The sequence below is a fragment of the Variovorax sp. IB41 genome (assembly GCF_016405905.1).
GTDB lineage: Bacteria > Pseudomonadota > Gammaproteobacteria > Burkholderiales > Burkholderiaceae_C > Variovorax.
Map to the genome: position 1 here is coordinate 1 of NZ_JAEFCB010000033.1, position 22,650 is coordinate 22,650.

Here is a 22,650-nt window from a genome sequence, read left to right on the forward strand (position 1 = left end):
GGTGTCGGGGCCAGCAGCCGCGTTGCCGCTGTCCTCCGGTGCATCGAACACGGTGCCGATGTCGGGCAGCCCGAGGCGTTCGCCGACGCCGGCCCTGAGGTCTTCGTCGAAGTTGTTGCGCGCGATGTGGCGAACAGCCAGCACGGCGAAGCGGCGGTCTTCTTCGCTGTCCTTGTCGTGCTGCTCGTGACCGGTCAGGGTGAAGGTGGTGGCAGGTGCCAGCGTGCGCACGGCGCTCTGGCCTTCGAAGCGCTTGTTGCGCAGCTCCAGGGCCTGCAGGGCGTTGGACAACAGCCGCTCGCCTTGGGCCGAGGTTTCCCAGCCGTAGACACCGGGGTCATCGCTCCACTGGAGTACGCGGTGCTTGTTGGACGATGTGGGTGCGCTTGCATCCGAATCCGAGCCCCGGCTTTGCTGCTGCACGGGCCGCGCACTCACGCTCTTGTAGTCCCAGCTCTGCTGCGCCAGGCTGTTGGTCTGCAACTGGCGGCTGCCGCGCCATTGCTGGATGGTGTCTTCGCTCTCGCTCGCATCGGCGCGGTGGAAGCGGATGGTCGCTTGCGCATTGGCGCGGAAGGCGCCGTTGTGGTCGGCGATGACGAGGGTGTGGCTGCCGATATTCCCGTCCTTGCCCGTTGCATGTTCGACCCAGTAGAAGAGGCCTTCTTCGGCCAGCAGGCGCGCAACGAAATCGAAGTCGCTCTCTTGGTACTGCGTGGTGATGCCGCGCACCGGATAGATGTCGCGCTGTGCGATCTCCCAGCGCCATTGCACGGCCAGCTTACCCTGGCTTTGGTACCGCGCGAACACGGCATCGACAATGTCGAACACGTTCTGGTGTTGAAAGAGGCAACTGTCCTGGCGATGGCGCAGGAACGCGAGCCACGGCTCGATGACAAGCCGGTAGCGCGCCATGCCGCCGTTACTCGAGACGCACTCGGCTTCGGTCACGTGCCCATGGAACGGACGCAGTTCGGTGCGGCTCTGTGCGGTCTGCAGATCGAGGCGCACGCCCTGGCCCATCAGGGTCTTGAGTTCGATGTGCGCGTCGTCGCTCAGCGCTGTGAGTTCGAAGCGGAAGCCGCCTCCATCGATGCACTCCACACCGTCCAGGCGTTCCGCCAGCAGTTTGTTCGCACCCAACGGCGTGTGCAGCACCAGCAAGCGATCGCGCTGCAGCGTGCCTGCGGCGCCCGCACGCAACTGCGCGCTCAGCGACGCAGCGTTGAAGTCCGACATGTTGTTCTCTCTCCCCTGTGACTCTCGATCCGCCGCCGCGTGCCGCGGCGCCTCCCCCGTGATCCTTCGGCGCAATCCGTCGCTCTTGTCTCTGCCGGCCTTTTGATGGGCGAAGCCCAGGCCGGTCTGTTGTGTTTATTGATGCACGAATGCGCGCCTGCACAGCCGTAGGCTGCATGCAGTTTGCAAATGATATCCGGCGCATTCCCCTCGGCAAAGGCCCAGCGCGCGCAGCGCGGACCCGGCCGCGCTGCACTGATACTTTCAGATTACCGATCGCCGCATCGCAGCGAAATAACTGTGGGGCGTGACACACAACGATGTCCTGCAAGGCCCCTGACGGCCTGAAATATTGGCTCCCCGGACACGGATCGAACGTGTGACCTGCGCATTAACAGTGCGCCGCTGCTACCAGCTGAGCTACCGGGGAAAAAGGGAGTGGAGGCGCGGCCCGGATTCGAACCGGGGTCTGCGGATTTGCAATCCGCTGCATGGCCGCTTTGCTACCGCGCCGTGGCGTTCCGCAGGGGAGTCGAACCCCTGGCTTCCTCCTGGACAGGGAGGCACTCTGGCCACTGAGTTAGCGGAACGAAGAAATCTAAAAGATGGCAGACCCTCAAGGATTCGAACCTTGGATGCCGGGATCAAAACCCGGTGCCTTGGGCCACTAGGCGAAGGGCCATCGAACTGGAGCCTCGTGTGGGATTCGAACCCACGATCACCGGGATGAAAGCCCGGGGTCCTGACCGCTAGACGAACGAGACGTTGAAGAAGAAAAAAGAATGGCGCGCACGGAAGGAGTCGAACCTTCAACCGCTGGGTTTGGAGTCCAGTGCTCTGCCAATTGAGCTACACACGCGTGATGAAAAAAAGAATGGTCTGAGTGGCAGGATTTGAACCTGCAGCCTCCTGCTTCCAAGGCAGGCCGTCTACCAGATTGACACTACACCCAGAGAAAAATCGATTGGTGCCCCAGGGGAGATTCGAACTCCCAGAATTCCGCTTCTAAGGCGGACACGTATGCCGGTTCCGTCACCGGGGCGATGAATGTGCTGCTGACTTTTTAATGAGCGTTCACCGGGCCGAGGCGCGGTGTTATGCAGTGCGATCACTGCGCATTTTTGAAAGTTGAAAAAACAAAAAGGCCCGAAACCTTGCGGTGTCCGGGCCTCTGCGAGAGAGCTTGGGAGTTACGCGCTCAAGCGCTTCCTCCACCCGGTGACACCTGATCCTCATAAGCGCAATCCCACAGGTTGGCCTGCGGCGCTTGGAGGGAATTCGGGCATTGATCGAGCCGCTGCGGCAGCAGCATGCCGGGGCCATCGCACAGCGCGACGCACACGAGCGCGCGGCCCGATGCGGGTCGAATGCTGTGGGTGCGGAGGCTTGCTGCTTTCACGATGGTTCCTGTTGGATGCGACTTGTATGAGTCGATGGTTGTGCGGCCTGAACCGCGAATTGGGTGTGACTGTAAATAGTCTTTACGCCACCGTCAACAACTTCTGTTGATTATTTTCGACACACCGTATTTCGATCGAAGATCCTTTCCGCCAACGCCGCGAGGTCACAGAATGGCGCACGGCAACAAGCAGCCGCAAGGAGCCCTCATGCAAATCCGCGAACTCGCCACCGGCCTCCAATTCCCCGAAGGCCCGATCGCCATGGACGACGGCTCCGTGCTGCTGGTCGAAATCGCGCGCGGCACGCTCACGCGCGTGCGGCACGACGGGCTGGTGCAGGTGGTGGCAGACCTCGGCGGTGGCCCGAACGGCGCGGCCATCGGGCCCGATGGCGCGGTCTACGTGTGCAACAACGGCGGCTTCAAATGGCACACCGAGGCCGATGGATGCCACCGCCCCGTGGGCCAGGCCGAGGACTATTCAGGCGGCCGCATCGAGCGCGTGAATCTCGCGACCGGCCGTGCCGAGCGCCTGTTCGACACGGTCGAAGGTGGCGCACTCTGCGGCCCCAACGACATCGTGTTCGACGCGCACGGCGGCTTCTACTTCACCGACCTGGGCAAGACCCGCGAGCGCGACATGGACCGCGGCGGCCTCTTCTATGGCCGCGCCGACGGCAGCGCGCCCAGCGTGATCGCGCGCCCGGTGATGACGCCCAACGGCATCGCCCTCTCGCCCGACGGCGACACGCTCTACTACGCCGAGACCGAAGGCGCGCGCCTCTGGGCCTTCGACATCACCGCGGCCGGCCGCGTGCGCAAGGACGGCTGGCCCTCGCCGCACGGCGGCCGCATGCTGTGCGCCTCGCCCGGCGGGCACTACCAGCGCTTCGACTCGATGGCCGTCGATGCGCTCGGCAACCTCTGCGTGGCGACGCTGCTGCACGGCGGCATCAGCATCGTCGCGCCCGATGGCAGCACCGTCGAGCACGTGCCGCTGCCCGACCGCTACACCACCAACATCTGCTTCGGCGGGCGCGACCGGCGCACGGCCTACGTCACGCTCTCGGGCAGCGGCCGGTTGATCGCGATCGACGACTGGCCCACGCCCGGGCTCGCGTTGAACTGCGAAGCCTGAGCCACTTCGCGCTCAGGCCGCGGCAAGCGCAGTCAGTCCAGCGATGCTCCGGTGAGCTTCACGAGGTCGGCGTAGCGGCCGAGCTCGGCCTTCCAGAACGCCGCGAAGCTGGCGGCATCGCCGGTGCGCACCTCGGCACCGATGTCGGCGAGCCGCTTGCCCAGGTCGCCTGTCTTGAAAGCCGCCTGCACCGCTGCGTTCAGCCGGTCGACCACCACCGCCGGCGTGCCCGCGGGGGCGGCAAGGCCGTACCAGGCGTTCATGTGCATGCCTTTGATCCCGAGCTCGTCGAAGGTCGGCACGCCCGGCAACATGGGATGGCGCTTGTCGGAGGCGACGGCGATGGCGCGGATCTTTCCGCCCTTGACCTGCCCGTACGCCCCGGTGTCGAGCATGTAGTCCAGTTGCCCCGCCATCACGTCGGTCAGTGCCGGCGAGCTGCCCTTGTAGGGCACATGGATCGCGTCGATGTGCGCCACCGACTTGAAGAGCTCGCCCGCCAAGTGCGCCGAATTGCCGACGCCGCCCGATCCGTACGAAAGCGTGCCGGGCTTGGCTTTCGCGGCGTTCACGATGTCGGCGGGTGTCTTGTAGGGCGACGCGGCCGCCACCACCATCACGCTCGGAATGATGGCCAGCGACGCGACCGGCGTGAAGTCCTTGACCGGATCGAAGCCGGTGCGCTTGTAGAGATAGGGATTGGCGGAGTTGGTCGAACTGGTGGCCAGCAGCAGCGTGTAGCCGTCGTGCGGCTGGCGAATGAACTGCTGCGTGCCGATGTTGCCGCCGGCACCGGCAATGTTGTCGACGATGACCGATTGCCCCAGTTGCACCCGCAGGGCCTCCGCCACCGCGCGCCCCACCGAGTCAGTCGCACCGCCCGCGGGCCACGGCACGATCAGGCGGATCGGCTTCTGCGGATAGGCCTGCGCCCACGCAGCCGGTGCCGGCAAGGTGGCGGCCAGCGCGACGGCAGACGCGCAGAGCCCGAGGAAGATTCGCTTGTGATTGTTCATGGGTCTTGTCTCTTCTTTGGTTGTTTGCCGTTCAGGCGGCGTCGTGGGGCCAGGCTTTCAATGCAGGCCGAGCCGGTGCAGCGTTTCGCCCAGCTCGAGCAGTTCCACCGTGGAGCTTCCGTTCGCAATCGCGCGGCGAAAGCCGGCTTCTTTTGCCTCGCGCGCCTGTGCGCTCGCCAGCACGCGCTCGACCGCGTCTGCTTCGACCATGACGAGGCCGTCCCGGTCACCGACGACGATGTCTCCGGGCCGGACCACCGCGTCGCCGATGCACACGGGCACGTTCAGGCGCCCTGGCTGGTGCTTGCCGGTGCCCTTGATCGACAGGCCGCGGCAGAACACGGGAAAGCCCATCCGCACGATGGCGTCGGCATCGCGCACCGCGCCGTGCAGCACCAGCCCCGCCACGCCGCGCGCCATGGCGGCTTCGGTCAGCACGTCGCCCCAGGGGCCCGCTTCCATGAAGCCCTTCGCATCGACCACCAGAACGTCGCCCGGCGTCGCCTTGAGCAGCGCGTAGTGCAGCATGAGGTTGTCGGCGGGCCGCATGTCCACGGTGAGCGCAGGCCCCACGAGGCGGCTGGCCGCATCGAGCGGTTTCAGGCCGCTGTCGAGCGCGCCACAGGCGCCCTGCGCTTCGTACACGGTGGCGGCGCCCAGGAGGCGCAGGCTTTCAAGCGCCTGGTTCTGCAGTTGTTGTCTCATGGGTGCGGATGATCACCCGATGAACTCCTGAACGACAGTGCCGATTTCTGGAGATAACTTCAGATATTCAGAGCTTCCGCGGGGCCTTGCGCGCGGCCGCCAGCGCCGCGAGCATGGCGGCGACCAGCGGCCCTTCCTCGTCGGCGCGTGTCACGGCGACCACCGTGGTGAGCGCCTTGAGCGCGGGCAGCCTGACGAAGGCCACGTCGCTCTGGGCGCGCTGCGCCACCGAAGCGCCGACCACCGCATAGCCCAGCCCCGCCGCGACGAGCCCGAGCGCGGTGTGGATCTCGATGGCCTCGTGCCCCACGCGCGGTTGCATGCCCAACGCACGAAGCTGCCCGATGACGTGCTGCGCGAAGGAGCTCTGCGGGTCTTTCGGATAGCTGATGAGCGGCAGCCCCGCGAGCTCGGCCAGAGAGACCTTGCCTCGCTTCGCCGCGCGATGGTCCGCGGGAAGCGCGACGACGAACGGGTCTTCGAACAGCAGTTCATGGCGCAGGTCCGGGGGCGGCTCCTGGGGGCCGGCGAAACGCGACAGGCCGATATGGATGCGGCCGCTGCGCAGCTGCGCCGGTTGGTGTTCGGACAGCAGCTCGACCAGGTCGAGCTTGACGTCGGGATGCCTCTGCCGGAAAGCGCGCACCGCATCCGTCAGCACGGAGTTGAGCAGCGAGCGGACGAAACCGATGCCGAGCCAGCCGCTCTTTCCGCTGGCCACGTCGCGGGTCTCTTCTTCCAGCCGCTGGCCGTTGGCCAGCAGTTCTCGCGCCCGCGGCAGGAAGAAAAGCCCCAGCGGGGTGAGCTTCATGGGCCTGGCGGTCCGATCGAACAGCATTCCTCCCAAGCCTTCCTCCAGCTGCGCGATCTGCATGCTGATGGCCGTGGGCGCGACGAACAGGCGCTCGGCGGCGCGCGCGAGGGTGCCGTTGTCGGCCACCTCGCAGAAGTAGCGCAATTGACGAAAGTTCATGGTGGGGAATCGTGCCACGGGCACGCGGCCCCCGGGTGGCTGCAAACCCGTGCAGGCGGCCTGCAGCGAGGCCTAGGACACGACCTGGTAATACAGGTTCTGCGGGTGCTTGGCCTGCGCGAAGAAGAACCAGCGCTCGGCCAGCAGCCCCGGCGCCTGCACCAGCACCGCGAGCACCCACGGCAGCACGGCCGCGCTCGCGAGGCCCCACACCAGCAGCAGCGCGGGCAGCGCGAAGGCCAGCAGCAGAAAGCCGAGCTTGATGTTCTTCAGCGCCGCCAGCGATGCGCCATGGAAGAACTCGCGCGTGTTGAACGAACCGGCCGACATGCCCATCGACTTCTGCACCAGCTTCTCGGTGCGGATGCCGGTGGCCGATTGCAGCGTCGACTTGTGGCGGATGCCCGCGTTGCGCCGCAAGGCCTGTCCGCGCGCGGCCCACGCCGCGAGCGTTGCGGCGAGCGCGCACGGCCCGAAGACCTGCACGAAGCGCGCTTCGCCGGCCAGCGCCGCCATCGCGCAGGCCAGCACCAGCCCCGACGACAACCCGATCAGCGTGAAGTTGACGATGGTGAGCGGATGCGCCCACTCCTCGATGAAGCGCAGGCACGCATAGATCATCGCGGTGCAGTACCAGAGCGCGACCGCGCCGAAGAGCACCAGCACGGGCAGCAGCCACGACCACGGCGCGCCCACGCCCACGCCCTGACCGGAATGCAACGACAGCCACCACAGCGCCACGAGCGCGATGAAGCCCGGCAGCACGATCACCTCGCGCGACATCCACGAGGTGCGCCACATCAGCACCGCGCGCCATGCGCGCGTCTTGCGCCCCAGGTGCATGAACGATGCGGCAAGACCGGCGACGAGCAGCACTTCGGCCACGCCCAATGCGATCGTCAGGAAGCCCGGCGCCATCTCCAGGCCGAACAGCGCGCCGAGCGCCAGCGTGAACACAAGGCCCTGCGCCGCGCCGGCCAGCGTGGTGAAGAAAAGAATCGAGAACGCGGGATGCATGCCCTTACCCCTGTTGGCCCTGTGCGTCGGTCGACTTTGTGATGCGTCGCGGCAGGTACTGGTTCGCCGGGTTGGTCTCCCACTCCGGCATCAACTGGTAGCCGCCGCGTTCGCGAATCGCCTTCGACACCTCGGAGTCCGGGTCCTTCACATCGCCGAAGAGCCGCGCGCCCGTGGGGCAGGCCTTCACGCACGCGGGCTTGCGGTCTTCCTTGGGCAGCATCTCGTCGTAGATGCGGTCCACGCAGAGCGTGCACTTGGTCATGACCTGGCGCTCTTCATCGAGCTCGCGCGCGCCGTAGGGGCAGGCCCATGCGCAGTACTTGCAGCCGATGCACTTGTCGTAGTCGACGAGCACGATGCCGTCTTCCTTGCGCTTGTAGCTCGCGCCCGTGGGGCACACGGGCACGCAGGGCGGGTCTTCGCAGTGCAGGCAGCTCTTGGGCAGGTGCACCGTCTCGGTCGCCGGGAAGGCGCCCGCCTCGTAGGTCTGCACGCGGTTGAAGAAGGTGCCGGTCGGGTTGGCGGCATAGGGCCGCTCATCGGCGAGCGGGCCTGCGCTGCCGGAGGTGTTCCATTGCTTGCATGAGGTCACGCAGGCATGGCAGCCGACGCAGACGTTGAGGTCGATGACCAGGGCGAGTTGCTTGGCCAGCGTCTCGCCCTGCTCCGCGCGCAGGCTCGGCTGCGTTTCCGCGAAGCTGGCGCTGGCGGTGGTGCCGCCCATCAGGTCCTTGAGCCACTGCATCATCTCTTGCCCCTCCCCGCAAAGTACGTCAACACACTCGCCGCCTTGCCCAGCACCCCGGGCGGGCTCGGCATGCTCGCCATCTGCGGAAAGCTCTCCTCGGGCTCACCGGGTTCGGCAGGCCGTATGCGCACGCGCACGTCGTACCAGCCCGCCTGCCCGGTGATCGGATCGGAATTGCTGATGCGCCCGCTCGCCGTGCCTTCGCACGGCAGCTCCTCGCTGATCAGGTGGTTGAGCAGGAAGCCCTTGCGCGCCTCGTCCGAACCGGGCGCGAGCTGCCAGGCGCCATCGGCCTTGCCGATCGCATTCCACGTCCACACGGTGCCCGGCTCCACCGCCTCGCTGTAGCGCAGCATGCAGCGCACCTTGCCCCACTGGCTCTCGACCCAGCACCAGCCACCATCCGCGATGCCCGCGGCCTCGGCGGTGAGCGGGTTCACATGCAGGTAGTTGTGGCTGTGGATCTGCCGCAGCCACGCGTTCTGCGAATCCCACGAGTGGTACATCGCCATCGGCCGCTGCGTGAGCGCGTTGAGCGGATAGGCCTTCAGGTCGGTCGCCTCCTCTTCGAGCGGCGGGTACCAGAACGGCAGCGGGTCGAAGTATTTCTCGATGCGCTCGCGCAGCGCATCGGGCGGCTGCCGCCCCGCGCTCTTGCCTTGCGCGGCGAGGCGAAAGCTCTGCAGCGTGTCGGAGTACAGCGCCAGCTGCACCGGGTCGTTGCGCTGGCGCCAGCCCTTGTCTTTCGCGAAATCGAGGTACTCCCGGTTCCAGTTGCGCATGTAGTGCATGGTCTCGGGCATGTGGTACTGGAACACGCAGTTGTTCTCTGCATACGCCTCCCACTGCTTGGGGTTCGGCGCGCCGCGCAGGTACTCGGTGCCGTCCTTGCCGCGCCAGCCCATGAGAAAGCCGATGCCCGGCTGCGGCTCGAAGTTGACGACGAAGTCCGGATACCCCGTGTACTTGCGCCCGCCCTCGGGCGTGGTGAAGGCCGGAAACTTCAGCCGCGAGGCCAGCTCGATCAGCACCTCCTGGAAGGGCTTGCACTCCCCGGTCGGCGGCACCACGGGCACGCGCACCGAATCGACGGGCCCGTCGAACTCCGAGATCGGCCGGTCGAGCATGCCCATCACGTCGTGCCGCTCCAGGTACGTGGTGTCGGGCAGCACGAGGTCGGCGAAGGCCACGGTCTCGCTCTGGAAGGCGTCGCACACCACGAGGAAGGGGATCATGTGCTCGCCCTTCTCGTCCTTGCGGTTGAGCATCTCGCGCACGCCCATGGTGTTCATGCTGGAGTTCCACGCCATGTTGGCCATGAAGATCAGCAGCGTGTCGATGCGGTAGGGGTCGCCCTTGACCGCATTGGTGATCACGTTGTGCATGAGCCCGTGCGCCGACAGCGGGTGCTCCCACGAGAACGCATGGTCGATGCGGATCGGCGAGCCGTCGGGGTTGATCGCGAGCTCTTCGGGGTTCGCCGGAAAGCCCAGCGGCGCGGCGTTGAGCGGCGTGTTCGGCTGGATCATGCCGGGGTCGTTGAACGCGCGGTAGTTCGGCACGATGTGGCGCGGGTACGGCGCCTTGTGCCTGAAGCCCCCGGGCGCATCGATGGTGCCCAGCACGCTCATCAGCACTGCGAGCGCGCGCACGGTCTGGAAGCCGTTGGAGTGCGCCGCAAGGCCGCGCATCGCATGGAAGGCCACGGGTCGCGCCTGCGTCGTCGGGTGCTTCTTGCCCCAGGCATCGGTCCATGGAATCGGCAGCTCGAAGGCCTGCTTGAGCGCGGTCTCTCCCATCTCGCGCGCGAGCTTGCGGATGCGCGCCGCATCGATGCCGGTGATGCCCTCTGCCCACTCGGGGGTACAGAGCGCCACGCGCTCGCGCAGCAGCTGGAACGAGGGCGCCACGCGCGTGCCGTCGGCCAGCGTGTAGTGCCCTTCGAGCGCCGGGTCGCAACCGTCGGCGATGCCCTCGGGGTAAGCCGGCTTCACGCTGCCGCTGGCCATGTCCCACACCAGCTTGTTGTGCGGGTTGCGCCCGTCGCCGGGCACGCCGCGCTCGGGGTCGAACGCGAACAGCCCTTCGCGGTCGCAGTCGTCCAGCACCACGAGCTGCGGCGCATTGGTGAAGCGCTTGAGGAACGCATGGTCCACCAGCTCGTTGCCGATCAGCTCGTGCAGCAGCGCCATGAACAGCGCGCCATCGGTGCCCGGCTTGATCGGAATCCACTCGTCCGCAATCGCCGAATAGCCGGTGCGCACCGGGTTGATCGAGATGAAGCGTCCACCCGCGCGCTTGAACTTGCTGATCGCGATCTTCATCGGGTTGCTGTGGTGGTCTTCGGCCGTGCCGATCATCACGAACAGCTTGGCGCGCTCCAGGTCCGGCCCGCCGAATTCCCAGAAGCTGCCGCCGATGGTGTAGATCATTCCCGCGGCCATGTTGACCGAGCAGAAGCCGCCGTGCGCCGCGTAGTTGGGCGTGCCGAACTGCCGCGCGAAGAGGCCGGTGAGCGCCTGCATCTGGTCGCGCCCGGTGAAGAGCGCAAACTTCTTCGGATCGGTCGCGCGGATCTTGCCGAGCCGCTCGGTCAGCATGTCGTAGGCGCGCTCCCAGCTGATGGGCTCGAACTCTCCCGCGCCGCGCTCGCTGCCGGCCTTGCGCAGGAGCGGCTGCGTGATGCGCGCGGGCGAGACCTGCTTCATGATCCCCGAGGAGCCCTTGGCGCAGATCACGCCCTGGTTCAGCGGGTGGTTCGGGTTGCCGTCGATGTAGCGCACCTCGGGGCCCTTCTCGCCCTCGCGCAGGTGCACGCGGATGCCGCAGCGGCAGGCGCACATGTAGCAGGTGGTGGTCTTGACCTCGGTGTCCGCCGTGGGCGTCGGCGCGGTAAGCGGATCGTGCACGGGCTCTTTGGACAGGAAACTGAACACTGGCGGTCCTTTGTTTTCAGGCGTGGCAGCGCCGATGTTAGGGAGCCGTGATCGATCGGAAAAGCGGAGAATATCGCTCACCATGACCGGAAAAACAGATCAACAGCTCTCGCCGCGCCTGCGCCTGAACCTGCGCCATCTCGAAGTGTTCGTGGCCACCGCGCGCGGCGGCAGCACCCGCGCGGCGGCCGACCGCGTGGCGCGCTCCCAGTCGGCGGCGAGCAGCGCGCTGGCCGACCTGGAAACCTCGGTGGGCGCGCTGCTGTTCGACCGCATCGGCCGGCGCCTCGTGCTCAACGAGAACGGCCGCGCGCTGCTGCCCAAGGCGCAGGCGCTGCTGGACCAGGCGGGCGAGGTGCAGGCGCTCTTCAGCGGCGAGCATGCGGCGCCGCTGCGCGTGGCGGCCAGCTTCACCATCGGCGAATACCTGCTGCCCGAGCGCGTGTCGCAATGGACCGCGCTGCATCCGCAGAGCCAGGTGCACCTGCACATCGCGAACACGCGCGACGTGATCGAGGCGGTGGCGGGCTTCGAGGTCGATGTGGGCTTCATCGAAGGCCCGCAGACGCACCCCGACCTCGTGGTGCGCGCCTGGCGCGAAGACGAACTGGTCATCGTCGCCGCGCCGGGCCATGCGCTGGCGAACCGCATAGCCACGCACCGCCAGCTCTCGCAAGCCACCTGGGTCCTGAGAGAGCTGGGCTCGGGCACGCGGCAGGTCACCGATGCGTGGCTGATCCAGAACCTGGAGCAGGTGCACGTGGGCTTCGAGCTCGGCAGCACCGAGGCCATCAAGCGCGTGGTGGCCTCGGGCACGGCCCTGGCCTGCCTCTCGCGCTACACGGTGGCGCAGGCGCTGGAAGACGGGCACCTCGTCGAGCTGCGCACGCGGCTGCCCGCGGGCATGCGCCGGCTCGCGACGGTGATGCACCGCGACAAATTGCTGGGGCGCGCGACCGCCGATTTCCTTCGGCACTGCGGCGCGACCGTGCCGCGCATGCCGGCCGCCCGCTAGCGTCCACCCACGCGGTCAGGCCGGCCGCGACAGCAGGTGCACGTACTCGTACTGCGCCGTGTTGATGGTCGAGACGCGGTACTCCACCGGCTTGTCGCCGAAGGTGAGCGCGGTGCGCCGCACCTCCATCACCGGCGCGCCCGGCGCCACGCCGAGGATGCGCACCATGCTGCGGTCGGCCGACATCGCGCGGGCGCGTTCGCGCGCCAGCGTCACGGTGATGCCGAACTCGGTCTGGTAGAGGTGGTAGATGGTGCTCGGCCGCTCGCGAAAGCGCTTCTCGGTCAGGCCCTTGAAGAGCAGCGCGGGCAGCGTGAGCCGGTCGTGGATCACCGCCCTGCCCTGCAGCAGCAGGCGGTTGTCGATCTGGATGGCCGGCTCGCCGGTGCGAAGGCCCAGCGCCTGCGCGGGCTCCTCCTCCATGCGCACGCGCTCGAAGGCGACGAACTCCACCTGCGGCGCTTGCCGGAGGCCGTCGCTGCGCTCGACGTGGAAGAACTGGAACATGAAGCGGTCCGCGTTGTGCACCGCAACGAAGGTGCCGCGCCCCTGTCGCCGCACGAGGATGTGCTCGGCCACCAGGTCGTCGGTCGCGTGGCGCAGCGTGCCGATCGATACGCCGAGCGCCGCCGCCAGTTCGCTTTCGCTCGGCAGCGTGCTGCCGGCCGCGCAGCGCCCCGACTCGATGGCGCGCAGCAGCGAGCGCTTGACCAGCCGGTAGAGCGGCGCGCCCGCGGCATCGGCGGGAATCGGTTCGAACACGGAAGGGTCGGTCGGTCGCGGCATGGCGCGATTGTTCGGCCGCATCGCGATTCATTCAAGTCATTCATATGACCTGTTTGACACCCGGAGACACGCACTCGGACACTGGCCCCGCTGCAAATTCTCAGCGAGTCACAACAGGAGACAACGATGATTCATTTCGTTCTGCACGACGCCAAGGACACGGTCGCGGTCGTGGTGGTGGAAGGCGTCAAGGCCGGCATGTCGCTCACCGGCTGGATCATGGACGAGGACCGGATGACCAGCGTCGATGCGCGCCAGGACATCCCGATCGGCCACAAGGTCGCGCTCAAGGACATGGCCACCGGCGATACGGTGTGGAAGTACGGCATCGACATGGGCAAGGTGGTCGCGCCGATCAAGGCCGGCGAGCACGCGCACGTCCAGAACATCAAGACCAAGCGCTGGTAGGCATCCGCCCCACTGCTTCGCCCACCTTCATCACCCACGAATCCGAAAGCACAGCATGTCCATCATTTCCAAAGACACCACCTTCCTCGGCTACCGCCGCGAAAACGGCCGCGTCGGCGTGCGCAACCACGTCATCATCCTGCCGCTGGACGACCTGTCCAACGCCGCGGCCGAAGCCGTGGCCCACAACATCAAGGGCGCGCTCGCCATTCCGCACCCCTATGGCCGGCTGCAGTTCGGCGCCGACCTGGAGCTGCACTTCCGCACGCTGATCGGCGCGGGCTGCAACCCGAACGTGGCGGCCGTCGTGGTCATCGGCATCGAGGACAGCTGGACGCAAAAGGTGGTCGATGGCATCGCCACCACCGGCAAGCCCGTGGCCGGCTTCGGCATCGAGGGCCACGGCGACCACGACACCATCCTGCGCGCGAGCAAGGTGGCGCGCGAGTTCGTGCAGAACGCGAGCGAGAAGCGCCGCGAGCCCTGCGGCATCCACGAGCTGTGGGTCTCCACCAAGTGCGGCGAGAGCGATACCACCTCGGGCTGCGGCTCCAACCCCACCGTGGGCAACGCCTTCGACAAGCTCTACGAGACCGGCAACACGCTGGTGTTCGGCGAGACCTCCGAGATCACCGGCGGCGAGCGCATCGTGGCCGACCGCTGCCGCACGCCCGACGTGAAGGAGCGCTTCATGTTCATGTTCAACCGCTACCAGGACATGATCAACCGCCACAAGACCAGCGACCTCTCCGACTCGCAGCCCACCAAGGGCAACATCGCGGGGGGCCTTACGACCATCGAGGAAAAGGCGCTGGGCAACATCCAGAAGATCGGCAAGAAGTGCCTGGTCGATGGCGTTCTGGACAAGGCCGAGGTGCCCACCGGCCCGGGCCTGTGGTTCATGGATTCGTCCAGCGCCGCGGCCGAGATGGTCACGCTGTGCGCCGCCTCGGGCTACGCGGTGCACTTCTTCCCCACGGGCCAGGGCAACGTGATCGGCAACCCGATCCTGCCGGTCATCAAGATCTGCGCGAACCCGCGCACCGTGCGCCTCATGAGCGAGCACGTCGACGTGGACACCTCGGGCCTCCTGCAGCGCGAGATGACGCTCGACCAGGCCGGCGACCAGCTGCTCGAATGCATGCTGCGCACCGCCAACGGCCGGCTCACCGCGGCCGAAGCGCTGGGCCACCGCGAGTTCGTGATGACGCGCCTGTACGAATCGGCCTGAGCGCGCCATGAAGCGCATCGTCATTGCGGAGTTCATGGACGCCGCCGCGGTCGCGCAGCTGCGCGCGCGGCACGACGTTCTCTACGACGTGGCCCTGGTGGACGACGGCGCCCGCCTCTACCGCGAAGCGAAGTGGGCCAACGCCCTCATCGTGCGCAACCGCACGCAGGTGCGCGGCGAGCTGCTCGATGCGCTGGCCCAGTGCACGGTGGTCGGACGCCTGGGCGTGGGGCTGGACAACATCGACGTGGCCGGCTGCGAGGCGCGCGGCATCCGCGTGATTCCGGCCACGGGCGCGAATGCGCTGAGCGTGGCGGAGTACGTGATCGCGAGCGCGATGCTGCTGCTGCGCGGCGCCTACGCATCGACGGCCGAGGTGGCCGCGGGACGATGGCCGCGCAATGCGCTCTCCAGCGGACGCGAGCTCTCGGGCAAGACGCTCGGGCTGGTCGGCTTCGGCGCAATCGGGCAATTGACGGCGCGGCTCGCGAAGGCGCTGGGCATGCGCACCGTGGCGTTCGACGCGATGCTGGACTCGGGCCATCCGGCGTTCGCGGAGAACGGCACCCAAGCACTAGGCCTCGATGAACTGGTGGCACAGGCCGACGTGGTGAGCCTGCACGTGCCGCTGGTCGATGGCACGCGCAACCTGTTCGGCGCGGCGCGCATCGCGGCGATGAAGGGCGGCGCGGTGCTCGTGAACACTTCGCGCGGCGGCATCGTCGACGAATCCGCGGTGGCGCTCGCACTGCGCGAGGGCCGGCTCGGCGGCGCGGCGCTGGACGTGTTCGATGCCGAGCCGCTCACGGCCAGCACGCACTTCGAGGGCTGCCCCAACCTGCTGCTGACGCCGCACATCGCGGGCGTGACGGCCGAATCGAACGAGCGCGTGAGCAGCCTCATCGCGCAGAAGGTGCTGGAGGCGCTGGAATCATGACGACACTGAGCCTTCAGGAAGCGCGGCATGTCGTGGCCGAGACCCTGCGCGCAGCCGGCGCCAACGAAGCCATGGCCACGGCCACCGCACGCGCGCTGGTACTGGCCGAGGCGCAAGGCCTGGGTTCGCACGGCCTCAGCCGCGTCGCGCAGTACGCGACGCACCTTCGCAACGGCCGCGTCAACGGCGACGCGGTGCCCACGTTGCGCCGCGAGAAAGGCGCCGCCGCGCTGGTCGATGCGCACGAGGGCCTGGCCTTCGCCGCGTGCGAGATGGCGGTGGCCGAAGCCATCGCCCGCGCGCGCGACTTCGGCATCGCCATCGCGGGCGTGACCGACAGCCACCACTGCGGCGTGGTGGTCGACCACCTGCGCGCGGTGACCGACGCGGGCATGGTCGGCCTGGGCTTTGCGAACTCGCCGGCCGCGATGCCGGCGGCGGGCGGGCGCCACCCCATCTTCGGCACCAACCCGGTGGCGGCGGTGTTCCCGCGCCGCGGCGCGCTGGCGTTGATGATCGACCTGAGCCTCTCCGAAGTGGCGCGCGGCAAGGTGATGGTCGCAGCGAAACAGGGCAAGCCCATTCCTCTCGGCTGGGCCGTGGACCGCGACGGCCGGCCCACCACCGACGCGCAGGCCGCGCTCGAAGGTTCGATGCTGCCCATCGGCGCCGCGAGCAGCCCCAAGGGTGCGATGCTGGCGCTGGTGGTCGAGCTGCTGGTCACGGCGCTCGTCGGCGCGCAGTTCGGCTTCGAGGCCTCGAGCTTCTTCGAGGATGCGGGCAACCGGCCGCGCATCGGCCAGGCCTTCATCGTCATCGACCCCGGCGCGCTCGCGGGGTCGGCCAGCTACCTGGACCGCGTCGAGGTGCTGGTGGCCGAGATGCTGCGCGACGACGGCGTGCGCCTGCCCGGCGCGCGGCGCGAAGACCTGCGAAGGCGCGCGGAGGCCGAGGGCATCGAGGTGCCCGATGCGCTGCTCGCGCAGTGGCGACAACGGTAGGCGCCGAAGAGCGTCACTCCCCCCGAACACAACAACAGGAGACAACACGATGAAACGACGCGAATGGATGCAAGGTGCCGGCGCGCTGGCGGCGGCTGGATCGCTCGGTGCGCTGGTCCCCACGCTCGCCAGGGCGCAAGGCGGCGACTACCCCAAGCCGGATGCCACGCTGCGCTACGTGGTGCCCTTTCCGGCGGGCGGCCTCACCGACGTGATGGCGCGCCAGATCGGCCAGCAGTTGGGCGAGCGCTGGAAGGTCAGCGTGCTGGTGGACAACCGCCCCGGCGGCAACGGCCAGATCGGCGCGGACCTCGTGGCCAAGGCGGCGCCCGACGGCAACACGCTGCTGGCGATCACGCTCACGCATGCGGCCAACGTGACGCTGTTCCCCAAGTCGCCCTTCAACTTCCAGAAAGACCTGCGCCCGGTCGCGCTGATCGCCGGCAGCCCGATGCTGATCGTGGTGCCGGTGGCCAGCCCGATCCAGGACCTGAAGGGCCTGATCGCGTCCGCGAAGGAGCGCAAGCTCAACGCCGGCTCCAGCGGCAGCGGCACGCCGCCGCACCTGACGCTCGCGCTCTTCAACGACCTGAACAAGTCCGCCATCCAGCACGTGCCCTACAAGGGCGGCGCGCCCTGCATGACCGACCTCATCGGCGGGCAGCTGGACGTGGTGTTCTCCAACATCCCCGAGTCGATCCCGCATGTGAAGGGCGGCAAGCTGCGCGCGCTCGCCATCGCGAGCAAGGCGCGCTATCCGCTCCTGCCTGACGTGCCGACGACGGCCGAGGCCGGCATGCCGACGCTGCAGGTGGAGAACTGGACGGGGATGATGGCGCCCGCCGGCATGCCCGATGCCGCGGTGCAGAAGCTCGGCGCGGAGGTGCTGAAGATCCTTGCGCAGCCCGGCCTGGAAGAGCGCATGCGCCAGCAGGGTTTCGTGATCGATGCGCGCGGGCCGGAGCGCTTCGCGCCCTTTCTCACCGAGGAGATCGCGCGCTGGGCGCACGTCATCAAGGCGGCCGACATCCAGCCGAGCTAGCGTTCAGCCGCGCAGCACCTGCGCGGTGTGGCGGGCGATGACCGCCTCTTCGTCGGTGCGCAGCATCCAGGCGCTCACGGGGCTTTCGGGCGTCGTGAGCCGCGCATGGCACGCGCCGTTGGCGGCGGCATCGACGTGCACGCCGAGCCAGTCGCACTCTTCGAGGATGCGCTCGCGCAACGCGGCCGCGTTCTCGCCGATGCCCCCCGTGAAGATCACCGCATCGACACCGCGCAACGCGGCCGCGAGGCTGCCCATGTGCTGCACGACCTGCTCAGTGAAATGCGCGATCGCTTCGGCCGCTTCGGGTGCGGCGGAGGCTTCGAGCTCGCGCATGTCGCTCGACACGCCCGAGAGGCCCAGCAGCCCCGATTCGCGGAACAGCAGCGTCTCGACGCGCTCGGCCGACATGCCGTGCGAGCGCATGAGGTACAGCACCACGGCCGCATCGAGGTGACCGCAGCGCGTGCCCATCGTGAGGCCATCGAGCGGCGAGAAGCTCATCGTCGTCGCGACCGATCGGCCCTCTGCCATCGCGCACATCGAGGCGCCGTTGCCCAGGTGCGCGACGATCACGCGCTTGTCCGCGAGATCAGGCGCGAGGCGCGTGAACTGCGCGACGATCGATTCGTACGAAAGCCCGTGAAAGCCATAGCGCCGCACGCCTGCATCGTGCAGCGCACGCGGCAGCGCGAAGCGGCGATTGACCTCGGTCTGCGTCGAATGAAAAGCGGTGTCGAAGCACGCCACCTGCGGCACGCCGTCGAACGCCTTCATCGCGGCGCGCACGCCCGCCAGGTTGTGCGGCTGATGCAGCGGTGCGAGCGGCTCCAGCGCGGCCAGCTCGGCGAGCACCGCATCGTCGATGCGCACCGGCGCCACGAAGTTGACGCCGCCATGCACGATGCGATGGCCGACCGCGGCGATGCGATCGCCACCACCCTGCTGCGCGTGCCATTCGAGCAGCGCGGCGAGCGCGCCCTGGTGCGAGCGCCGGTCGCCATCGAGCGCCGCGTCGTGCAGCGTGCGCCCCTCTGCATCGCGAACGCGCAGCCGCGCCTTCAGCCCGGCGCCGAGCCCATCGGCCTGCCCCGACCAGCGCGCGGCCGGCAGCGCATCGCCCTCGCCGGCCGCCGCGAACAGCGCGACCTTGATCGACGACGACCCGGCGTTCAGCGTGAGCAGCGATTCGGTCAGACGTAGTCCTTGTACTTGTCCAGGAAGCGCACCGGCTTGGAGAGCGCGTCGCGGCGGAACGGATCGCCCAGCTCGCGGGTGCACATGATCTCGATCACGCAGGTCTTGCCTTCGTTCATCTGCATGTCGATGGCCTTCTTGAGCGCGGGGCCCACGTCTTCGAGCTTGTCGACCACGATGCCCTCGGCGCCCATCGCCTTGGCGATGCCCGCGAAGCTCTCGCTCTCGAGCTCGCCCGCGACGAAGCGGCGATTGTAGAAGTCGACCTGGTTCTTCTTCTCCGCGCCCCACTGGCGGTTGTGGAAGACCACCGCCGTCACCGGAATGTCGTGGCGCACCGCCGTCATGATTTCCGACATGCTCATGCCCCAGGCGCCGTCACCGGCATAGGCCACGGCCGGGCGGTCGGGCGCGGCGCACTTGGCGCCGATCATCGTGGGCAGCGAGTAGCCGCAGTTGCCGAAACTCATTGGCGCGAAGAAGCTGCGCGGCTCCTCGAAGCGCAGGTAGCTGTTGGCAATCGCGTTGATGTTGCCGATGTCGGTGGAGACCATCACGCGCGGCGGCATGGCCTTCTCCAGCTCGCGCAGCACCTGGCGCGGGTGCAGGTAGCTGCCGCCCGTCGGCGTCTTCTCGCCCTTGGCTTCTTCGATGGCGTCGAGGCTGAACTGGTCGCGCTCGTGGGTCCACTCGTCGAGCTCTTTTTCCCACGCGGCCTTCTCGCTCTTGATCTTCTCGGCGCGCTCGGCCTTGGTGGCGTCGCACGCAAGCGTCTTGCCCTGCAGGCGCTTGAGCAGTTCCTTGGCGGTGGCCTTGGCATCGCCGTGGATGCCCACGGTGATCTTCTTGACCAGCCCGAGGTTGGTGTGGTCGGCCTCGACCTGGATGATCTTCGCGTCCTTCGGCCAGTAATCCATGCCGTGCTGCGGCAGCGTGCCGAACGGGCCCATGCGCGAGCCGAGCGCGAGCACCACGTCGGCCTGAGCGATGAGCTTCATCGCGGCCTTGGAGCCCTGGTAGCCGAGCGGGCCCGCGGCGAGCGGATGGCTCGCGGGGAACGAGTCGTTGCGCAGGTACCCGTTGGCCACCGGGGCGCCGAGGCGCTCGGCCAGGGCCTTGCATTCCTCGACCGCATCGCCCATCACCACGCCGCCGCCCGAGAGGATCACGGGGAACTTGGCCGAGGCCAGCAGTTCGACCGCCGCGTTCAGGCTGTTCTCGCCGCCCGCGCCGCGCTCCACGCGCATGGGCTTGGGAATCTCGGTGGTGATCTCGCCGTAGAAGTAGTCGCGCGGAATATTCAGTTGCGTCGGGCCCATCTCGGAGATGGCGCGGTCGAAGCAGCGCGCCGTGTATTCGGCCATTCGCTTGGGGTTGTTCACATGGCCCTGGTACTTGGTGAACTCCTGGAACATCGGCAGCTGGTTCGCTTCCTGGAAGCCGCCCAGGCCCATGCCCATGGTGCCGGTCTCGGGCGTGATCATCACGACCGGGCTGTGCGCCCAGTAGGCGGCGGCAATCGCCGTCACGCAGTTGCTGATGCCGGGGCCGTTCTGCCCGATCACGAGGCCATGGCGGCCCGAGACGCGCGCATAGCCGTCGGCCATGTGGGCGCCGCCCTGCTCGTGCACCACCGGGATCAGGCGGATGCCGGCGGGCGCGAAGATGTCCATCGCGTCCATGAAGGCCGAGCCCATGATGCCGAAGATGTCGGTCACGCCGTTGGCGACCATGGTCTCGACGAAGGCCTCGGAGGGGGTCATCTTCTGCACGCCGGTGACGGCTTCGCGGGCGGGTGCGGTGGGTTTCTTCTGGCTCATGGAAGCGTCTCCTGATAGGAATGGGGCGGGGGTCGGGCGAATGCTGCAGCTCAAAAAGTCGGAACCACTTGTTCCGAATTTCTTTCCGGCGGAATATAGGACGGCAAGGCGCTGGCGTCAAACAATGTACAAAAATCGGTACGCCTTGTCTTGTTTTTTGCAAAACAACTATGATCCGCCGCATGAAGATCGTCAAAGGCCTTTCCCTCGGAGCCTCGCCGGAAGCCGCAGAACCGGCGGGCGACACGCCCACCATGCGCCTCTTCGGCCTGCTCGAAGTCATGGCCGCCAAGGACCAGCGCTATTCGCTGCAAGGCCTCGTCGAAGAGACCGGCATGCCCAAGCCCACGCTGCACCGCATGCTGCAGCAACTCGAAGGCGCGGGACTCCTGCAGCGCGAAGGCGACGGGCGCCACTACGGCATCGGCACGCGGCTGCGGCGCCTGTCGGAGAACCTGCTCTTCAACGACAGCCTGCACGGCGCGCGCCACACGGTGCTGCGCCAGTTGGGCGAGGAGATCGGCGAGAGCTGCAACCTCACCTCGCTCTCGGGCAGCGAGGTCGTGTACCTGGACCGCGTGGAGACCGCCGCGCCGCTGCGCTTCTACCTGCACCCGGGCTCGCGCGTGCCGGTGCACTGCTCGGCCAGCGGCAAGATCTTTCTCTCGCAGATGAGCGCGGCGCAGCGCCGCCGCCTGCTCTCCAACGCGCCGCTCGAAACCTACACCGCCAAGACGCTGACCGACCCCGCCGCGCTCGAGAAGGAAGTGCAGCGCGTGCGCAAGGACGGCTTCGCGATCGACAACGAGGAATTCCTTCCAGGCCTCCTCTGCATCGCCGCACTGGTGCCCTCGGGCGACGAGGCGCCCTCGAACCTTTGCATCGCGGTGCAGGCGCCGATCATGCGGCTCGACGCCGCCAAGGCGAAGACGCTGCTGCCCGCGCTGCAACGCGCCGCGCTCGCGCTGAGCCGCATCGACACCGACGCGGGCAACGACCGCGCCACGGCCTGATCCCCATTTTTCGAAAGCCCACCGTGACCGATACCGCAGACCTGCGACCCGACCGGATGCTGAGCGTGCGCGAGGTGTTCGGCATCGACACCGACCTGCAGGTGCCCGCCTTCAGCGAGCGCGATGACCACGTGCCCGAGGTCGATGCTGTCTATCGCTTCAACCCCGACGTGACGCTCGCGATCCTCGCGGGCTTCACGCGCGACCGGCGCGTGATGGTGCAGGGCCTGCACGGCACCGGCAAGTCGACGCACATCGAGCAGGTGGCCGCGCGCCTGAACTGGCCCTGCGTGCGCCTGAACCTGGACGGCCACATCAGCCGCCTGGACCTCGTGGGCAAGGACGCGGTGGTGCTGCGCGAAGGCCAGCAGGTCACCGAGTTCCAGGAGGGCATCGTGCCGTGGTCGCTGCAGCGTCCTGTCGCACTCATCTTCGACGAGTACGACGCGGGCCGGCCCGATGTGATGTTCGTCATCCAGCGCATCCTGGAGCGCGATGGCAAGTTCACGCTGATGGACCAGAACAAGGTGCTGCGGCCGCATCCGTTCTTTCGCCTGTTCGCCACCGCGAACACGGTGGGCCTGGGCAACCTCAACGGCCTCTACCACGGCGCGCAGCGGCTCAACCATGCGCAGATCGACCGCTGGAACATCGTCGCCTCGCTCAACTACCTGCCCGCCGATGAAGAAATCGCGATCGTGCAGGCGCGCGTGCCCTCTCTGGCCGACGATGCGGGCCGCAAGCTCGTCGCGGCGATGGTGGCCGTGGCCGACCTCACGCGCAAGGGCTTCGCGGCGGGCGACCTTTCGACACTGATGTCGCCGCGCACCGTCATCACCTGGGCCGAGAACGTCGAGATCTTCAAGGACCCGGCGCTCGCGTTCCGCCTCTCGTTCGTCAACAAGTGCGACGACGCGGAGCGGCCGCTCGTGGCCGAGTACTTCCAGCGCTGCTTCGACCAGGAGCTTGCGGAGTCGCACCAGCTCGGCCGTCCCGCATGATGTGGACTTGCTGCCAATCTCCAAG

Annotated in this window: 19 protein-coding genes and 7 tRNA genes; 9 read left to right on the forward strand and 17 right to left on the reverse strand. The window is 67.7% G+C overall.

Annotation, left to right across the window (positions count from 1 at the left end):
• The 8 genes from JC881_RS31205 to JC881_RS31240 all read right to left on the reverse strand — a co-directional run.
• The coding region (locus JC881_RS31205) for a type VI secretion system Vgr family protein (RefSeq protein ID WP_198789645.1) at positions 1 to 1,239 on the reverse strand (1,239 nt) is incomplete at its 3' end.
• 353 nt (positions 1,240 to 1,592) lie between these two features.
• Positions 1,593 to 1,669, reverse strand: a tRNA-Asn gene (locus JC881_RS31210).
• A 9-nt stretch (positions 1,670 to 1,678) separates the two neighbouring features.
• A tRNA-Cys gene (locus tag JC881_RS31215) sits at positions 1,679 to 1,752 on the reverse strand.
• A gap of 1 nt (position 1,753) precedes the next feature.
• Positions 1,754 to 1,829 (reverse strand) — tRNA-Asp (locus JC881_RS31220).
• A 98-nt stretch (positions 1,830 to 1,927) separates the two neighbouring features.
• Positions 1,928 to 2,003: transfer RNA gene (locus JC881_RS31225), tRNA-Glu, on the reverse strand.
• 19 nt (positions 2,004 to 2,022) lie between these two features.
• Positions 2,023 to 2,098 (reverse strand) — tRNA-Trp (locus JC881_RS31230).
• A gap of 16 nt (positions 2,099 to 2,114) precedes the next feature.
• A tRNA-Pro gene (locus JC881_RS31235) sits at positions 2,115 to 2,192 on the reverse strand.
• A gap of 12 nt (positions 2,193 to 2,204) precedes the next feature.
• A tRNA-Leu gene (locus JC881_RS31240) sits at positions 2,205 to 2,281 on the reverse strand.
• A 565-nt stretch (positions 2,282 to 2,846) separates the two neighbouring features.
• On the opposite strand from JC881_RS31240, the gene JC881_RS31250 reads away from it, so the two are divergent.
• The gene (locus tag JC881_RS31250; RefSeq protein WP_198789647.1) at positions 2,847 to 3,776 is read left to right on the forward strand and encodes an SMP-30/gluconolactonase/LRE family protein; all 930 of its coding nucleotides are present in this window, start codon (positions 2,847 to 2,849) and stop codon (positions 3,774 to 3,776) included.
• Between the two features lie 32 nt (positions 3,777 to 3,808).
• On the opposite strand, the gene JC881_RS31255 is transcribed toward JC881_RS31250, so the two are convergent.
• The 6 genes from JC881_RS31255 to JC881_RS31280 all read right to left on the reverse strand — a co-directional run bounded on the left by JC881_RS31255 (position 3,809) and on the right by JC881_RS31280 (position 11,174).
• Positions 3,809 to 4,792: a Bug family tripartite tricarboxylate transporter substrate binding protein gene (locus JC881_RS31255; protein WP_198789648.1), complete on the reverse strand. Its 984-nt coding sequence runs from the start codon at positions 4,790 to 4,792 to the stop codon at positions 3,809 to 3,811.
• Positions 4,793 to 4,849: 57 nt separating this feature from the next.
• Positions 4,850 to 5,497 (reverse strand): 4-carboxy-4-hydroxy-2-oxoadipate aldolase/oxaloacetate decarboxylase, encoded by a 648-nt coding sequence (locus tag JC881_RS31260; protein WP_198789649.1) that lies wholly within the window; start codon positions 5,495 to 5,497, stop codon positions 4,850 to 4,852.
• A 67-nt stretch (positions 5,498 to 5,564) separates the two neighbouring features.
• Complete coding sequence (locus JC881_RS31265; protein WP_198789650.1) at positions 5,565 to 6,470, reverse strand: LysR family transcriptional regulator; 906 nt, start codon at positions 6,468 to 6,470, stop codon at positions 5,565 to 5,567.
• Positions 6,471 to 6,542: 72 nt separating this feature from the next.
• Positions 6,543 to 7,487 (reverse strand): dimethyl sulfoxide reductase anchor subunit family protein, encoded by a 945-nt coding sequence (locus JC881_RS31270; RefSeq protein ID WP_198789651.1) that lies wholly within the window; start codon positions 7,485 to 7,487, stop codon positions 6,543 to 6,545.
• A gap of 4 nt (positions 7,488 to 7,491) precedes the next feature.
• Entirely contained in the window at positions 7,492 to 8,238 is a 747-nt protein-coding gene (locus tag JC881_RS31275) for a 4Fe-4S dicluster domain-containing protein (protein ID WP_233102149.1), read from the reverse strand.
• Entirely contained in the window at positions 8,235 to 11,174 is a 2,940-nt protein-coding gene (locus JC881_RS31280) for a molybdopterin oxidoreductase family protein (protein ID WP_198789652.1), read from the reverse strand. Before JC881_RS31280 ends, JC881_RS31275 begins: the two co-directional genes overlap by 4 nt.
• Positions 11,175 to 11,256: 82 nt before the next feature.
• Here JC881_RS31280 and JC881_RS31285 point away from each other — a divergent pair, with 82 nt between their 5' ends.
• A complete protein-coding gene (locus JC881_RS31285; protein WP_198789653.1) occupies positions 11,257 to 12,189 on the forward strand; it encodes a LysR family transcriptional regulator in 933 nt (310 codons plus the stop codon).
• A gap of 15 nt (positions 12,190 to 12,204) precedes the next feature.
• Here the strand turns inward: JC881_RS31285 and JC881_RS31290 are convergent, their stop codons facing one another.
• Complete coding sequence (locus JC881_RS31290; protein WP_198789654.1) at positions 12,205 to 12,975, reverse strand: GntR family transcriptional regulator; 771 nt, start codon at positions 12,973 to 12,975, stop codon at positions 12,205 to 12,207.
• A gap of 126 nt (positions 12,976 to 13,101) precedes the next feature.
• Between JC881_RS31290 and JC881_RS31295 the strand changes: the two genes are divergently transcribed.
• The 5 genes from JC881_RS31295 to JC881_RS31315 are packed head-to-tail and all read left to right on the forward strand — an operon-like array spanning position 13,102 to position 17,594.
• The gene (locus tag JC881_RS31295) at positions 13,102 to 13,383 is read left to right on the forward strand and encodes a UxaA family hydrolase (RefSeq protein ID WP_093238744.1); all 282 of its coding nucleotides are present in this window, start codon (positions 13,102 to 13,104) and stop codon (positions 13,381 to 13,383) included.
• 55 nt (positions 13,384 to 13,438) lie between these two features.
• Entirely contained in the window at positions 13,439 to 14,614 is a 1,176-nt protein-coding gene (locus JC881_RS31300; RefSeq protein ID WP_198789655.1) for a UxaA family hydrolase, read from the forward strand.
• Positions 14,615 to 14,621: 7 nt separating this feature from the next.
• Positions 14,622 to 15,551, forward strand: a complete 930-nt coding sequence (locus JC881_RS31305) for a hydroxyacid dehydrogenase (protein WP_198789656.1) — start codon at positions 14,622 to 14,624, stop codon at positions 15,549 to 15,551.
• Entirely contained in the window at positions 15,548 to 16,552 is a 1,005-nt protein-coding gene (locus JC881_RS31310; RefSeq protein WP_198789657.1) for an Ldh family oxidoreductase, read from the forward strand. The genes JC881_RS31305 and JC881_RS31310 overlap by 4 nt, the downstream gene beginning before the upstream one ends.
• Before the next feature lie 49 nt (positions 16,553 to 16,601).
• Entirely contained in the window at positions 16,602 to 17,594 is a 993-nt protein-coding gene (locus JC881_RS31315; RefSeq protein ID WP_198789658.1) for a Bug family tripartite tricarboxylate transporter substrate binding protein, read from the forward strand.
• Positions 17,595 to 17,597: 3 nt separating this feature from the next.
• Here the strand turns inward: JC881_RS31315 and JC881_RS31320 are convergent, their stop codons facing one another.
• Both JC881_RS31320 and xsc read right to left on the reverse strand, forming a co-directional pair.
• Positions 17,598 to 18,791: an acetate/propionate family kinase gene (locus tag JC881_RS31320; protein WP_198789691.1), complete on the reverse strand. Its 1,194-nt coding sequence runs from the start codon at positions 18,789 to 18,791 to the stop codon at positions 17,598 to 17,600.
• Positions 18,788 to 20,611: a sulfoacetaldehyde acetyltransferase gene (gene xsc / locus JC881_RS31325; RefSeq protein WP_198789659.1), complete on the reverse strand. Its 1,824-nt coding sequence runs from the start codon at positions 20,609 to 20,611 to the stop codon at positions 18,788 to 18,790. Before xsc ends, JC881_RS31320 begins: the two co-directional genes overlap by 4 nt.
• Before the next feature lie 170 nt (positions 20,612 to 20,781).
• On the opposite strand from xsc, the gene JC881_RS31330 reads away from it, so the two are divergent.
• Positions 20,782 to 21,624, forward strand: coding sequence for an IclR family transcriptional regulator (locus tag JC881_RS31330; protein ID WP_198789660.1), 843 nt, complete (start codon positions 20,782 to 20,784; stop codon positions 21,622 to 21,624).
• 23 nt (positions 21,625 to 21,647) lie between these two features.
• Positions 21,648 to 22,625 carry an AAA family ATPase gene (locus tag JC881_RS31335; protein ID WP_198789661.1) on the forward strand — a complete coding sequence of 326 codons (978 nt, stop codon included), beginning with the start codon at positions 21,648 to 21,650 and terminating at the stop codon, positions 22,623 to 22,625.
• Positions 22,626 to 22,650: the final 25 nt, after the last annotated feature.